Origin of the sequence: Cupriavidus phytorum (assembly GCF_003254285.1) — a bacterium.
GTDB classification, from domain to species: domain Bacteria; phylum Pseudomonadota; class Gammaproteobacteria; order Burkholderiales; family Burkholderiaceae; genus Cupriavidus; species Cupriavidus phytorum.
Genome location: NZ_QKZN01000009.1, coordinates 24,457 through 39,173, shown reverse-complemented (window position 1 = coordinate 39,173; position 14,717 = coordinate 24,457). Strand labels below are relative to the sequence as shown.

At 68.3% G+C, this 14,717-nt stretch carries 15 protein-coding genes; 11 read left to right on the top strand and 4 right to left on the bottom strand.

Going from position 1 to position 14,717, the window contains the following annotated elements; genetic code table 11:
- Positions 1-7 precede the first annotated feature (7 nt).
- The 4 genes from C7416_RS21205 to C7416_RS21190 all read left to right on the top strand — a co-directional run bounded on the left by C7416_RS21205 (position 8) and on the right by C7416_RS21190 (position 2,566).
- Positions 8-295, top strand: coding sequence for a type II toxin-antitoxin system HicB family antitoxin (locus C7416_RS21205; protein WP_111520752.1), 288 nt, complete (start codon positions 8-10; stop codon positions 293-295).
- Entirely contained in the window at positions 292-840 is a 549-nt protein-coding gene (locus C7416_RS21200) for an MOSC domain-containing protein (RefSeq protein WP_111520751.1), read from the top strand. Before C7416_RS21205 ends, C7416_RS21200 begins: the two co-directional genes overlap by 4 nt.
- Before the next feature lie 67 nt (positions 841-907).
- Positions 908-1,864: a prolyl aminopeptidase gene (pip, locus tag C7416_RS21195; protein ID WP_111520750.1), complete on the top strand. Its 957-nt coding sequence runs from the start codon at positions 908-910 to the stop codon at positions 1,862-1,864.
- A gap of 48 nt (positions 1,865-1,912) precedes the next feature.
- Positions 1,913-2,566: a glutathione S-transferase family protein gene (locus C7416_RS21190; protein WP_111520749.1), complete on the top strand. Its 654-nt coding sequence runs from the start codon at positions 1,913-1,915 to the stop codon at positions 2,564-2,566.
- Here C7416_RS21190 and C7416_RS21185 read toward each other — a convergent pair.
- Positions 2,524-3,831, bottom strand: a complete 1,308-nt coding sequence (locus tag C7416_RS21185; protein WP_111520748.1) for an SGNH/GDSL hydrolase family protein — start codon at positions 3,829-3,831, stop codon at positions 2,524-2,526. The genes C7416_RS21190 and C7416_RS21185 overlap by 43 nt on opposite strands.
- Positions 3,832-3,964: 133 nt before the next feature.
- Between C7416_RS21185 and C7416_RS21180 the strand changes: the two genes are divergently transcribed.
- Entirely contained in the window at positions 3,965-4,870 is a 906-nt protein-coding gene (locus C7416_RS21180) for a LysR family transcriptional regulator (RefSeq protein WP_111520747.1), read from the top strand.
- 43 nt (positions 4,871-4,913) lie between these two features.
- On the opposite strand, the gene fabG is transcribed toward C7416_RS21180, so the two are convergent.
- The 3 genes from fabG to C7416_RS21165 form a co-directional block, all read right to left on the bottom strand.
- Positions 4,914-5,645, bottom strand: coding sequence for a 3-oxoacyl-ACP reductase FabG (gene fabG, locus C7416_RS21175; protein WP_062803903.1), 732 nt, complete (start codon positions 5,643-5,645; stop codon positions 4,914-4,916).
- A gap of 58 nt (positions 5,646-5,703) precedes the next feature.
- On the bottom strand, positions 5,704-6,933 hold the full coding sequence (locus C7416_RS21170; RefSeq protein ID WP_111520746.1) for an NAD(P)/FAD-dependent oxidoreductase: 1,230 nt from the start codon (positions 6,931-6,933) through the stop codon (positions 5,704-5,706).
- A gap of 144 nt (positions 6,934-7,077) precedes the next feature.
- On the bottom strand, positions 7,078-8,394 hold the full coding sequence (locus tag C7416_RS21165) for an MFS transporter (protein WP_111520939.1): 1,317 nt from the start codon (positions 8,392-8,394) through the stop codon (positions 7,078-7,080).
- A gap of 164 nt (positions 8,395-8,558) precedes the next feature.
- On the opposite strand from C7416_RS21165, the gene cyoA reads away from it, so the two are divergent.
- The 6 genes from cyoA (at position 8,559) to C7416_RS21135 (ending at position 14,709) form a co-directional block, all read left to right on the top strand.
- The gene (gene cyoA, locus C7416_RS21160; RefSeq protein ID WP_240988231.1) at positions 8,559-9,575 is read left to right on the top strand and encodes a ubiquinol oxidase subunit II; all 1,017 of its coding nucleotides are present in this window, start codon (positions 8,559-8,561) and stop codon (positions 9,573-9,575) included.
- Between the two features lie 94 nt (positions 9,576-9,669).
- Positions 9,670-11,673, top strand: a complete 2,004-nt coding sequence (cyoB, locus tag C7416_RS21155) for a cytochrome o ubiquinol oxidase subunit I (protein ID WP_111520744.1) — start codon at positions 9,670-9,672, stop codon at positions 11,671-11,673.
- Positions 11,666-12,346 carry a cytochrome o ubiquinol oxidase subunit III gene (gene cyoC / locus C7416_RS21150; protein WP_373425041.1) on the top strand — a complete coding sequence of 227 codons (681 nt, stop codon included), beginning with the start codon at positions 11,666-11,668 and terminating at the stop codon, positions 12,344-12,346. The genes cyoB and cyoC overlap by 8 nt, the downstream gene beginning before the upstream one ends.
- The gene (cyoD, locus tag C7416_RS21145) at positions 12,343-12,762 is read left to right on the top strand and encodes a cytochrome o ubiquinol oxidase subunit IV (RefSeq protein WP_111520743.1); all 420 of its coding nucleotides are present in this window, start codon (positions 12,343-12,345) and stop codon (positions 12,760-12,762) included. Before cyoC ends, cyoD begins: the two co-directional genes overlap by 4 nt.
- A complete protein-coding gene (locus C7416_RS21140) occupies positions 12,759-13,607 on the top strand; it encodes an SURF1 family protein (RefSeq protein ID WP_111520742.1) in 849 nt (282 codons plus the stop codon). The genes cyoD and C7416_RS21140 overlap by 4 nt, the downstream gene beginning before the upstream one ends.
- 64 nt (positions 13,608-13,671) lie before the next feature.
- The gene (locus tag C7416_RS21135; RefSeq protein WP_111520741.1) at positions 13,672-14,709 is read left to right on the top strand and encodes an aldo/keto reductase; all 1,038 of its coding nucleotides are present in this window, start codon (positions 13,672-13,674) and stop codon (positions 14,707-14,709) included.
- Positions 14,710-14,717 lie beyond the last annotated feature (8 nt).

Sequence of the window (14,717 nt, the reverse complement as noted above, 5' to 3'; positions counted from 1 at the left end):
GTCTTGCATGCGTATTGCCATTGGATTACCCATGCTATATCCCGTACATATCGAGCCCGGCGATGCGACGCACGCGCACGGCATCACCGTGCCGGATTTCCCGGGCTGTTTCTCAGCAGCCGACGATTGGTCCGAGATCCCAGGCAACGTCCAGCAGGCCGCCGAAGCGCACTTCGCTGATGGCGAGCCGATACCTGGGCCTTCCGACCTGCAACAGTGGGTTGAGAGCCGCCAGTACGAGGGCGGTTTCTGGGTACTAGTCGATATCGACCTGTCGCGCGGGAGCATCGATTGAGCACATCCCCCACTGTTCTCGCCGTGGCTGCCGCAGCCACGCACGAGTTTTCCAAGCTTCCTCGCACTGAGATCCGGCTGCTTGAAGGCCTTGGTGTCGAAGGCGACGCGCATGCGGGCCAGACGGTCAAGCACCGCTCGCGCGTGCGAGTCGACCCGACCCAGCCCAACCTGCGGCAAGTCCACCTTATCGGCGCGGAACTCCACGAGGAGTTGCTGCGCGCCGGATTTGACATCGGTCCTGCAGCGCTGGGCGAGAACATCACGACGCAGGGCCTGGACCTGCACGCGCTGCCTGTCGGCTCGCGGTTGCGGCTTGGCTCCAGCGCCGTGGTAGAGCTGACCGGCCTGCGCAACCCCTGTGGCCAGATCGAGGCGTTTCGGCCCGGTCTTCTGGCGCAGGTGTTGAGCCGGACGCGTGACGGCACGCTGATCCGCAAGGCAGGCGTCATGGGCGTCGTGATCGCGGGCGGTGTGGTGCGGCCGGGCGATGCCATTTCGGTCAGCTTGCCGGCCCTGCCACATCGCCTGCTCGACCGCGTCTAGCGGCCACTCGGGTGCGCCACCCGAGGCGTCCGGCGTACACTGTGCCTCCCGAATCCGGAGACCGCCCATGCCCGCCCTGCGCACCCTGTACCCCGAAATCGAGCCCTACGAAACCGGCACGCTGGATGTCGGCGACGGGCATGTCGTCTACTACGAGCGCGTGGGCACGCCAGGGGCCAAGCCCGCGGTGTTCCTGCATGGCGGGCCGGGCGGCGGCATTTCTCCGGACCACCGGCGTCTGTTCGATCCGGCGCGCTATGACGTGCTGCTGTTCGACCAGCGCGGGTGCGGGCGCTCGACCCCGCATGCGGGGCTGGAGGCCAATACCACCTGGCACCTGGTCGACGATATCGAGCGGCTGCGCGTGCTGGCGGGGGTGGAGCGCTGGCTGGTGTTCGGCGGCTCGTGGGGCTCGACGCTGGCGCTGGCCTATGCGCAGAAGCACCCGCAGCGCGTGAGCGAGCTGGTGCTGCGCGGCATCTACACGGTGTCGCAGGCGGAGCTGGACTGGTACTACCAGTACGGCGTGTCCGAGATGTTCCCGGACAAGTGGGCGCGCTTCCAGGCGCCGGTGCCGGAAGCGGAGCGCGGCAACATGATGGCGGCCTACCGCAAGCTGCTGACCGGCGCCGACCGCGACAAGCAGGTGGAGGCGGCACGCGCCTGGAGCGTGTGGGAAGGCGAGACCATTACCCTGCTGCCGGATGCAGGGAACAGCGCCAGGCATGACGACGGGCACTTCGCGCTGGCCTTCGCCCGTCTGGAAAACCATTACTTCACGCACCGCTGCTGGCTGGAAGAGGGGCAGCTGCTGCGCGACGCGCACAAGCTGGCCGATATCCCCGGCGTGATCGTGCACGGCCGCTATGACATGCCGTGCCCCGCACGCTATGCCTACGCGCTGCACCAGGCTTGGCCGCAGGCGGAGTTCCACCTGATCGAAGGCGCCGGCCATGCGTGGACCGAGCCGGGCATCATGGACCAGCTGCTTGCCGCGACCGATCGCTTCGCCGCGCAGCGCTAGCCGCGCGCCGACATTCCCTAGGCATACCCCACACCACCGGAGATCACGATGGAGCTGTACGCGCACCCGTTTTCGTCGTATTGCCAGAAAGTCCTCGTGGCGTTGTACGAGAACGCGATTCCCTTCGACTTCCGCATGCTGTCGCCCGACCACGCGCAGCACATGGACGAACTTGGCAAGCGCTGGCCGCTGCGGCGCATGCCGCTGCTGGTCGATGACGGCCGTTCGGTGTTCGAGTCCAGCATCATCATCGAATACCTGGACCAGCATCACCGCGGCCCGGTGCGCTGGCTGCCGGAGCCACCCGATGCGGCGCTGAAGGTACGCCTGCTCGACCGCTTCTTCGACCAGTACGTGATGACGCCGATGCAGCGCATCGTGGCCGACTACCTGCGGCCCGCGGCGAATCGCGATCCTCATGGCGTGGTCGAGTACCGCAAGCTGCTGGAGTCCGCCTATGCGTGGCTCGAGACCGAACTGGCGGCGCGGCAATGGGCCGCGGGCGATGCCTTCACGCTGGCGGACTGCGCCGCCGCGCCGTCGCTGTTCTACGCGGACTGGGTGCAGCCGATTCCGGAGTCATGCGGCAACGTGCGTGCCTATCGCCAGCGGCTGCTGGCGCGGCCGTCGTTTGCGCGCGCGGTGGACGAGGCGCGGCCCTATCGCCCGCTGTTCCCGCCCGGCGCGCCGGAGCGCGACTGACCGGCAAGGGCAGGCAGGCTCGGGTCGAACTGCGCCGCCATGGCGCGATAGCCGGCATCGGCCGGATGCAGGTGATCGCCGCTGTCGAATGCCGGCAGCAGCGCCTGCGGCCGCGCCGGATCACGCACCGCTGCGTCGAAATCCATCACCGCATCGAACGCGCCGCCGTGGCGGATCCAGTCGTTGACCGCCAGCCGCACGGCTTCCTTGCCCGGACTGTCATAGCCGCGGATCGGCGTATCGCGCAATGCGCCGGCAAACGGCGTGATGGTGGCGCCGATCACGCGCACGCCGCGTGCATGCGCCCGGGCGATCAGGCGCCGGTAGCCCTCGATCAGTTCTTCGGCTTTGGGCACGGCGTCGTGCGGCGCGAAGGTCGAGCCCGGCCAGGCAATGTCGTTGATGCCGATGGCCGCGATCACGGTGCGGACATGCGGCTGGCTCAGCACGTCGCGCTCCAGCCGTGCCAGCGCGGACACGCCCATGCCGTCGCGCAGCAGCCGGCCGCCGGAGATGCCGGCGTTGAGCACGGCCACGCCGTCGGCAGCCAGCCGCTGCGCCAGCACGTCCGGCCAGCGCCGGTTGGCGTCGGGGGTGGAGCCGTTGCCTTCGGTGATCGAATCGCCGATCGCCACCACGGCCCCCGCGCCGGCCGGGGCTTCGACCTGCACCTCGCTCAACAGGACCCGCGCGCTGAATACCTGTGGCGCAGCCAGCATGGATTGCGCGGTGGCGTTGCCCGCAGCCAGCCATGCGGTCTGGCGGCCATCCCAATGGAACGATTCGAGCGCGGTGCGCTGGGGCAGGTAAAGGCTGAGCGCAAGTTCACCTAGGGCCGGCGTATCGAGCGCGATCGCATCGCTTGCCACCGACTGGCCCGCCGGGATGGTCACCGTCGCGCTGCCGCCGAAAGTCACGGCGCGGTTGCCGGCGAGATCGATGCGGCCGCCGCCGGCGTGAGGGGCCAACTGCGCTGCGCCGATCACAAGCGGTTGCCGGCCATAGGGGTTCGACAGCACCACGCGCAGCCGTTGCCCGCCCACGCTCAGCCGCACCACCTGGCGCACCGTCTGGTCCGTCAGCGCCGAGGGCACACCGGCAGGCAGCGGCAGGGCATCCGGTTGCCACACCGGCTGCTGGCTGGCCATCCAGCTGGTCAGCCAGCCCTGGTCTTGCAAGGGGCTGGCAAGCGCTGCGCCGCTGGCGACGGCGACGACAAGGGTCGCTGCCGCGACGCGGCGCAGGAAACTTAGATTGGAAATCATGGATTGGTCCTGTGATGTGGACCGGCAACGTTGCCGGCATGGGACCAAAGTTAGGCCATTCCACTCATGCCAGGTAGCAGGCAAAATGGCATATTGCTCATTCCAATTCGGAATGAGAAAGACAAGGAGCGGCATGGACACCATCCGGGCAATGCAGGTCTTCATGCGCGCGGTGGAGTTGGGCAGCCTGTCGGCGGTAGCGCGCGAGCAGCAGTCGACGCAGCCGACCATCAGCAAGATTGTGGCCGCGCTGGAGCGCGACCTGGGCGTGCGGCTGCTGGCGCGCAGCACCACCAGCCTGTTGCCGACCGAGGCCGGGCGGCGCTTCTACGAGCGCGCCCGGCGCGTGCTGGACGAATACGGCGAGGCCGTCAGCGACGCGCGTGGCGCGTCCGGCCAGCCCGCGGGCCGCGTGCGCGTGAGCGCGCCCGCCAGCTTCGGCGTGCTGCGGCTCAACGCGCTGGTGCTGGCGTTCCAGCAGCGCTATCCGCAAGTCGAGGTGGAATTGCTGTTCGACGACCGCTTCGTCGACCTGGTCGAAGCCGGGGTCGACGTGGCGGTGCGCCTCGGCGCCACGCTGCCGCCGCACGTGGTGGCGCGCCGGATCGCGGTGTCGCAGCGCCTGCTGGTGGCGGCGCCGGATTATTTGGCGCGGCATCCGAGGATCCGGCAGCCGGCGGACCTGGCGCGCCACCAGATCCTGCGCTTTACCTGGCTCGCCAGCGGCGACGACATCGTGCTCGACGGTCCGGGCGGACAGGCGCTGGTGAGCGCGCCGTGCCGCTACCGCGTCAACAACTCGCTGGCGATGCGCGAGAGCTTTCTTGCCGGCGCCGGCTTCGGCATGACGCCGGCGTGGCTGGTGCAGGACCTGCTCGACAGCGGCGCGCTGCGGCGGGTGCTGCCGCGCTGGCAGGGCCCGGCGCAGGAAGCCTTCCTGGTCTGCCCGACGCGGCGCTACCAGCCGGCGCCGGTGCGGGTGCTGCTGGAGTTCCTGGCCAGCGAAATCGCCGCGCTGCCAGGCTTCACGGCGGCCTGATGGTTCGTCAACCGGTGCATCAGCCGGCGCGTCAACCGGCGCGTCAGCCGAACATCCCGCCGTTGACCGAGATCACCTGCCGCGTGATATAGCCCGCATCGGGCGACAGCAGGAAGGCCACGGTCGCGGCGACTTCCTCGGGCGTGCCCATGCGCCGCGCCGGAATCAGCCGCAGCGCTTCGTCGCGCACGTGCGGCTCGACCATGTCGGTGTCGATCAGGCCCGGCGCGACGCAGTTGACGGTGATGGCGCGCTTGGCCAGCTCGATCGCCAGCGCCTTGGTGGCGCCGATGATGCCGGCCTTGGCCGCGCTGTAGTTGGCCTGGCCGCGATTGCCCACCAGCCCCGACACCGACGACAGCGTGACGATGCGGCCCGGCTGGCGGCGCTGCACCATCGGCATCACCACCGGGTTAAGCACGTTGTAGAAGGCATCGAGGTTGGTGTGCACCACCTCGTCCCACTCGGCGCCGGTCATGGCCGGGAAGGCGGCATCGCGTGCCAGGCCGGCGTTGCAGACCACGCCGTAGTAGCAGCCATGCGCTGCGATATCGGTCAGCAGCGCGCCGGCGGCGTCTTCGCGCCGGGACACATCGAAGCACAGCACGCGTGACTTGCGCCCGCACGCGCGCACGGCGTCGGCGACCGAGTCGGCCTCGTCGCGGCGCGAGCGGCAATGCACCACCACGTCATAGCCGTCGCGGGCCAGCCGCAGCGCAATGGCGCGACCGATGCCGCGCGACGAACCCGTGACCAGCACGGTCGGATGGCTCATGGTTGTTGTCCTTGCAGAGCCGCCTGCGCCAGGGCAGGCTGGCATACGGTGAGGCGCATCAGACCTTGCAGAATTCTTCCAGCACCGCCAGTCGGCGGCGCGGCTCGGTGACGAAGGGATTGTTGCGGTCCCACGCATAGCCGGCCAGGATCGCCGCGATCATGTCACGGATTTCCGAGGTGGCGTTGGGATGGAAGATCAGTTTCTGGAAACGACCTTCGTACCAGGCTTCGACAAACACGCGGAAGCAATCGACGCCGGCCTTGAGGGGCCGCGCGAACTCATGCTCCCAGTCCACCGCTTCGCCGCGCAGCTGGCGCACCAGGCACTGCGCCGCCAGGCTGGCTGACTTGAAGGCAATAGTCACGCCGGACGAGAACACCGGGTCGAGGAACTCGCCGGCATTGCCGAGCAGCGCATAGCCGTTGCCCCACAGCGACTTCACGTTGGCCGAATAGCCCGCGATCTGGCGCGCCGGGGTGTCCCATTGCGCGTCGGCCAGCAACGTGGCCAGGCCCGGCTCTTCCGCGACTAGCGCTTGCAGTCGCTCGGTCTCGGTGCCGGTGTAGCGGTCCAGGAACGCCTTCTCGGCCACCACGCCCTGCGAGCAGCGCCCGTCGGAGAACGGGATGGTCCAGTACCAGACGTCCTGGTGCTGCGGATGCACGCTGATCAGGATCTTGTTGCGGTCGAAGGTGCCGGTCGGGATGCGGTCTTCCACATGCGTGAAGATCGCGCTGCGTACCGGAAAGCCCGACGGCGTTTCCAGCTGCAGCAGGCGCGGCAGGATGCGGCCGAAGCCGGAGGCATCGAGCAGGAACTTCGCCCGCACGGTGTACTGGCTGCCATCAGGGACACGCACGGTGACTTCCGGCTGCGCGCCGCTGACATCGACGTTCTCCACCACATGCGAGAAACGCACCTCGGCACCCTGGCGCTCGGCCTCGCGGATCAGCACGTGGTCGAACTGCGCGCGCTGCACCTGGTAGGTGGTGCCCCAGCCGGGCGAGTACTTCTGGCGGAAGTCGAAGGCGGTGCGCTGCGTGCCGCGCGCGAACGCGGCGCCGTTCTTGTACTGGAAGCCGGCTTCCACCACCGCGCGCAGCATGCCGGCTTCCTCCAGATAAGCCATGCTTTGCGGCAGCAGGCTTTCGCCGATGGAGAAGCGCGGGAAGGTTTCTTTCTCGATCACCAGCACCGGAATCCCGTGCTTGCGCAGCAGGCCGGCAGCGACCGAGCCCGCAGGCCCAGCGCCGATGATGACGACGTCCGTGGTTTCCGTTTTCATAAGCTTCGGTTCCGGAATCACATCCGGAACGACGGGATTTTGGCGGGCGTCAATTGTACTCAGAACGCTGCCGGGCACCGGTAAACCCGGCCCCGGGCACTGTGCGCGACCTACGGCGATCGCTGCGCGGGCGCGCTGCACCCGTCAGACATGCGTCCCCAACGCCCGGTTGATCCGCAACGCCAGCAACGTGCAGGCGACGCCGGAAAGCAGGTAGCCACTGACCGCGACCAGGCCGAATTCCGCCGACAGCCCCAGCGCCACCAGCGGCGCGAAGCCGGCGCCGAACAGCCACGCCATGTCGGTGGTCAGGGCCGCGCCGGTGTAGCGGAAGCGCCGCTCGAAGTTGGAGGTCACGGCACCGGCGGCCTGGCCGTAGGACAGGCCCAGCAGGCCGAAGCCGAGCAGGATGAACAGGTCCTGCGCGAGCGGGCCGCCGCCCATCAGCCACGGCGCGAACAGGCTGAAGATGCCGATCAGGATGGCCATCAGCGCCAGCGTGGTGCGCCGCCCAATCCGGTCCGCGATCACGCCCGAGACGATGGTGCCGAGGATGCCGATGAAGGCGCCGGCGATCTGCACCGCCAGCACGTCGGTGACCGGCTGCGAGCCGTTGAGCGCAACCCACGACAGCGGGAACACCGTCACCAGGTGGAACAGCGCAAAGCTGGCCAGCGCGGCGAATGCGCCCAGCAGGAGGTTGTAGCCCTGCTTCCTGACGATCTCGGTGGTGCTGATGGGCTCGAGCTCGTCCTCGTCCAGCAGCTGCGTGTATTCGTGCGTCACCACCAGCCGCAGCCGCGCGAACAGCGCCACCACGTTGATCGCGAAGGCGACATAGAACGGATAGCGCCAGCCCCACGCCAGGAACTCGTGCGGCTCGAGGCTGAGGTTGAGGAACAGGAACAGCGCACCGGCGACGATAAAGCCGGTGGGCGCGCCCAGCTGCCCCAGCATCGCGTACCAGCCGCGCCGCTGCGCGGGCGCGTTCAGCGCCAGCAGCGAGGGCAGCCCGTCCCACGAGCCGCCGAAGGCCACGCCCTGCAGCGTGCGGAACACCGCCAGCAGCACGATCGCGGCCGGGCCGAGCGCGGTATAGCCGGGCAGGAACGCGATGCCGACGGTGGCGGTGCCGAGCAGGAACAGCGACACGGTCAGCTTGACGCCACGGCCCCAGCGGCGCTGGATGCCCATGAACAGCGCCGTGCCGAAAGGCCGGCCGATAAAGGCCAGCGCGAAGATGGCGAAGGCGTAGAGCAGCGCGTCGAGCCGGTCGGCGAACGGAAAGTACACCGCCGGGAACACCAGCACCGAGGCAATGCCGTAGACGAAGAAATCGAAGTACTCCGAGGCGCGGCCGATCACCACGCCGGTGGCGATTTCCGCGGGCGCGACATGCGCGGCGCCGGGCGCGGGAGGTGCTGTAGGAGACGCCCGGTGCTGGTGGGTCGCGGTGGTCATCGGCATACCTCCCGTGTCTGTGGGTGAGGGCGCTGCAAATTGCACCATGAAGAATGGCACTTGAGCGCCTACACTGCCATAGTTGCTCAGACCAGTCTAAGTCACTTGCGCCGCGGCGTACAAATGGCGCGGGCCCGAAAGCTATGCGATCTTCCGGTCAGACAATGTCCATGCACCGCCCGATCCGCTGGTTATTGCTGCCAGTCGTGCTGCCAGTGCTGCTGTCGCTGGCCGGCTGCAACGCCGCGCTGCTGTCGCCGGCCGGAGATCTTGCGGTCCGGCAACGTGACCTGATCATCATTTCCACCGGGCTGATGCTGCTGATCATCGTGCCGGTGATCGTGCTGACGCTGGTGTTTGCATGGCGCTACCGCGCCGCCAACGCCGATGCGCACTACAACCCCGACTGGGACCACTCCACGGTGCTGGAGCTGCTGATCTGGTCGGCGCCGCTGCTGATCATCATCGCGCTCGGGGCCATCACCTGGGTCAGCACCCACAAGCTCGACCCCTACCAGCCGCTGACCCGGCTCGACGAAAGCCGCCCGCTGCCGCCTGGCACGCAGCCGCTGACGGTGGAGGTGGTGGCGATGGACTGGAAGTGGCTGTTCGTCTACCCCGAGCAGGGCATCGCCACCGTCAACGAGCTGGCCGCCCCGGTCGACCGGCCGATCCGCTTCAAGATCACGTCCACCACCATGATGAATTCGTTCTTCATCCCCGCGCTGGCCGGCCAGGTCTACGCCATGCCGGGCATGGAAACGCGCCTGCATGCGGTGGTCAACCGGCCGGGCGTCTACGAGGGCTTCTCCGCCAACTACAGCGGCGCGGGCTTTTCGCACATGCGCTTCCGCTTCCATGGCCTGAGCGACGACGAATTCGGCCGCTGGGTGCAGACCGTGCGGGCCGCCGGCGCGCCGCTGAGCCGGGCCACCTACACGCAGCTGGCGCAGCCCAGCGAACGCGAGCCGGTGCGGCGCTACGGCAGCGTCGACGCGAACCTGTTCGATGCCATCGTGAACCGTTGCGTGCAGGCCGGGCAGGTCTGCCAGAAGGACCTGATGGCGCGCGATGCGCAACGCGCCGCGGGCCTGGGTGCCGCCGTCTGCACCGCCAGCAACACGCTGGCCGAACCGCTGTTCGGAACCGGCGCGGCCGGTGCCGGCGAGGTGCTGCGCTAGCGCGCCTGCGCTGTTGGCGGCGCTGCGCAGGGCGGTGCGCAAGGCCGTGCGAATGACCGTGAGCTAGAACGCCGTTGTTGTCCTGGAGATCCACATGCCGGAGCGATCCGAACTCGCCACGCAACTCTTCGGCCGCCTGAGCTGGGAGGCCATCCCGCTGCACGAGCCGATCCTGATCGCCACCTTCGCGGTGGTGGCGCTGGGCGGGCTGGCGCTGGCCGGCGGGGTCACGTACTACGGCAAGTGGGGCTACCTGTGGCGCGAGTGGTTCACCAGCATCGACCACAAGCGCATCGGCATCATGTACATGATCCTCGGCATCGTGATGCTGCTGCGCGGCTTTGCCGATGCCATCATGATGCGCATCCAGCAGGCTATTGCCTTCGGCGACAACCTGGGCTACCTGCCGCCGCACCACTATGACCAGATCTTCACCGCGCACGGCGTGATCATGATCTTCTTCGTCGCCATGCCGCTGGTCACCGGCCTGATGAACTTTGTCGTGCCGCTGCAGATCGGTGCGCGCGACGTGGCGTTCCCGTTCCTGAACAACTTCAGCTTCTGGATGACTGTGGGCGGCGCGGTGCTGGTGATGATGTCGCTGTTCGTCGGCGAGTTCGCGCGCACCGGCTGGCTGGCCTATCCGCCGCTGTCCGGCATCCTGCAGAGTCCGGACGTGGGGGTGGACTATTACCTGTGGTCGTTGCAGGTGGCGGGGGTGGGCACGCTGCTGTCAGGCATCAACCTGCTGGTCACCATCGTCAAGATGCGCGCGCCCGGCATGACGCTGATGCGCATGCCGATCTTCACCTGGACCGCGCTGTGCACCAACGTGCTGATCATCGCCGCGTTCCCGGTGCTGACCGCGGCGCTGGCGATGCTGGCGGTCGACCGTTACCTGGGCATGAACTTCTTCACCAGCGACCTTGGCGGCAGCGCCATGATGTACGTGAACCTGATCTGGATCTGGGGCCACCCCGAGGTCTACATCCTGATCCTGCCGGTGTTCGGCGTGTTCTCCGAGGTGGTCGCCACCTTCTGCCGCAAGCGCCTGTTCGGCTATGCCTCGATGGTCTATGCCACGGTGGTGATCACGGTGCTGTCGTACCTGGTGTGGCTGCATCACTTCTTCACGATGGGCTCGGGCGCCAGCGTGAACTCGTTCTTCGGCATCACCACCATGATCATCTCGATCCCCACCGGGGCCAAGCTGTTCAACTGGCTCTTCACCATGTACCACGGGCGCATCCGCTTCGAGGTGCCGATGCTGTGGACCGTGGGCTTCATGGTGACGTTCGTGATCGGCGGCATGACCGGCGTGCTGCTGGCGGTGCCGCCGGCGGATTTCTCGCTGCACAACAGCCTGTTCCTGGTCGCGCATTTCCATAACGTGATCATCGGCGGCGTGCTGTTCGGGCTGATGGCCGGCATCACCTACTGGTTCCCCAAGGCCTTCGGCTACCAGCTGGATCCGTTCTGGGGCAAGTGCTCGTTCTGGTTCTGGCTGGTCGGGTTCTACGTGGCGTTCATGCCGCTCTATGTGCTGGGGCTGATGGGGGTGACCCGGCGCGTCAGCCATTTCGAGGACCACTCGCTGCAGATCTGGTTCCAGCTGGCCGGCGTAGGCGCGCTGCTGATCGCGCTGGGGATCGGCTGCTTCCTGGTGCAGCTGGTGGTGAGCTTCCTGCGCCGCGAGTCGCTGCGCGATGTCACCGGCGATCCCTGGGACGGCCGCACGCTGGAGTGGTCGACCTCGTCGCCGCCGCCGCCGTACAACTTTGCCTTCACGCCGCTGGTGCATGACAACGATGCCTGGTGGCAGATGAAGGCGCACGGCTACCAGCGCCCCGCGCAAGGCTTTATCCCGATCCATATGCCCAAGAACACCGGTGCCGGCATCATCCTGGCCGGCCTGAGCACGCTATGTGGCTTCGCGCTGATCTGGCACATCTGGTGGCTGGTGGTACTGGCCTTCGCCGCCACGCTGGTCACGGCGATCGGCCATACCTTCAACTACCGGCGCGATTTCTACATCCCGGCCGACACCGTCCACCGCACCGAGGCAGAGCGCAGCGCGCTGCTGGCGAGCCATGGCTGATACCTTCGCTCCCTTTACCGCCGAAGGCACGCGCCTGCACGAAGCCCCGCCGCAGCGCGCGGCCGCGCCCGCGCAGCCGGCCGAGCTGCGCTTCTACATGACCGAGGAGTACCACGTGCCCAACGGCACGCTGCTCGGTTTCTGGCTCTACCTGATGAGCGACTGCCTGATCTTTGCGTGCCTGTTCGCCGCCTACGGCGTGCTGGGCCGCAACTATGCGGGCGGGCCGTCCGGTGCCGAGCTGTTCGACCTGCCGCTGGTGGCGCTGAACACCTCGTTCCTGCTGCTGTCGTCGATCACCTACGGCTTTGCCATGCTGGAGACGCAGCGGGGCCGGCTGGGGCCGACGCAGGGCTGGCTCGCCGTGACCGGCCTGCTGGGCGCGGCCTTCCTGGCAGTCGAGATCTACGAATTCGCGCATCTGGTCGGCGAGGGCGCCGGGCCGCAGCGCAGCGGCTTCCTGACCTCGTTCTTCGCGCTGGTCGGCACCCACGGCCTGCATGTGACCTTCGGCATCGTGTGGCTGGTTACGCTGGTGGTGCAGCTGCGCCGCCACGGGCTGATCCCCGAAAACAAGCGCCGCCTGATGTGCCTGTCGATGTTCTGGCACTTCCTCGACGTGGTCTGGATCGGTGTCTTTACCTTTGTCTACCTGATGGGAGTGCTGCCATGAGCGCGCACGACGACACGCTGCCGGCCCACGGCCATGGGCCCGCCAGCGGCCACGACCACGGCCACGGCCACGGCCACGGCGAAAGCGAGATCCATATCTCGCTCGGCGGCTACGTGACCGGCTTCGTGCTGTCGGTGATCCTGACCGCGATTCCGTTCTGGCTGGTGATGGGCCGGGTGTTCGAGCAGTCCTCCACCACCGCGATGGTGCTGCTGGCGCTGGGCGCGGTGCAGATCGTGGTGCACATGATCTACTTCCTGCACCTGAACGCCAGGTCCGAGGGCGGCTGGAACATGCTGGCGCTGATCTTCACGCTGGTGCTGGTGGTGATCACGCTGACCGGCACGCTGTGGGTGATGTTCCACCTGAATTCCAATATGATGCCGGGCATGCATACCACCAAGACCCTGCCTTGACCGGTTCCACCGACGACCGCGCGCCGGTCGAAAAATTGCGCACCGCCCACGCCAGCCAAGGCGCCCCCGAATCCCCGCGCCCGCTGTCGCCAGTCTGGCTGACCGCACTGGCCCTGTTCGCCGCCGCGGCCATCGCCGGCCTGGTGGCGCTGGGCAACTGGCAGGTCGAGCGCCGCGCGTGGAAGCTCGGCCTGATCGCCCAGGTGGCCGAGCGCGTCCATGCGCCGCCGGTGGCGGCGCCCGCGCCGGCTCAGTGGGCGGGGCTGACCAAGGCCAATGCCGAATACCGGCGCGTGCGCGCCAGCGGTACCTTCCTTGACGAGCGCCAGACCCTGGTGCAGGCCGTGACCGAGCAGGGCGGCGGCTACTGGGTGATGACGCCGCTGCGGCTGGCCGATGGCAGCACCGTGCTGGTCAACCGCGGTTTCGTCGCCGAACCGTATCGCGCGCGCGTGGCGCCCGCCGGCAGCGGCCCCAGCGAAGTGGTCGGCCTGCTGCGCATGAGCGAGCCGGGCACCGGCCTGCTGCGCCACAATGACGCGGCGCGCGACCAGTGGTTCTCGCGCGACGTCGCGGCGATCGCCGCGCACCGCGGCCTGGGCCAGGTCGCGCCGTATTTCATCGACGCCGCTGCGGTGCCGCCGCCGGCCGGAGCCGATCCCAAGGCCTGGCCCGTGGGCGGGCTGACGGTGACCGCCTTTACCAACAACCACCTCGGCTACGCGCTCACCTGGTACGGGCTGGCGCTGATGGTGGCGGCCGCCGCCGCTTACGTCGGCCGCGAGGAATACCGCAAGCGCCGCGGCGCCAGCGCTGCCGCAGCCCGTTCCGATCCGCGCGCCTGAGGCCACGCCGGCAAGCCTGGCCGGCTGGCGGCACAATGTGGGCTGTCCCAACCAAGGAGCCGCCATGCCAGATCTCTCCATGCCGTACCGCCGCCTCGGCGCCAGCAACCTGCGCGTCTCGGCGCTGTGCCTGGGCACCATGATGTTCGCCGACCAGACCGACGAGGCCGAGGCCGGCCGCATCGTCGGCAGCGCGCGTGACCACGGCGTGAACTTCATCGATACCGCCGACGTGTACAGCAAGGGCGCGTCCGAGCAGATGGTCGGGCGCCTGCTGACCGCCGACCGCCACGACTGGGTGCTGGCCACCAAGCTCGGCAACGCCATGCAGGCCGCGCCCAACCACGGCCACTACTCGCGCGCGTGGATCACGCGCGCGGTCGAGGACAGCCTGCACCGGCTGGCGACCGACTACATCGACATCCTCTACCTGCATCGCGACTATCCCGGCGCCAACCTGGAAGAGCCGGTGCGCGCCATGGGCGACCTGGTGCGCAGCGGCAAGATCCGCTACTGGGCGGTGTCGAACTTCCGCGGCTGGCGCATCGCCGAGATCGCGCGGTTGTGCGGCGAGCTGGGCGTGCCGCGCCCGGTCGCGTGCCAGCCGTACTACAACCTGCTGAACCGGCTGCCGGAGGTGGAGATCCTGCCTGCGTGCGAGCACTACGGGCTGGGCGTGGTGCCCTACAGCCCGGTGGCGCGCGGCGTGCTGACCGGCAAGTACGCGCCCGGCCAGGCTCCGGCCGAGGGCACGCGCGCAGGCCGCGCCGACCGCCGCATGATGGAGACCGAATTCCGCGAGGAATCGCTGGTCATCGCGCAGCAGCTCAAGACCCATGCCGAAGCGCGCGGGCTGACGCCGGGCCAGTTCGCCACGGCCTGGGTGCTGGCCAACCCCATCATCTCGTCGGTGATCGCCGGCCCGCGCACGCTGGCCCAGTTCGAGGATTACTTCGGTGCGCTCGGTGCCGCGATCACGCCCGACGAAGAGGCCATGATCGATGCGCTGGTGTCGCCGGGCCATGCCTCGACGCCGGGCTACAACGATCCGGGCTATCCCCTGATCGGCAGGCCGGTCGGGCGCACCGCGGCTGGCCGATAATCCGCGGC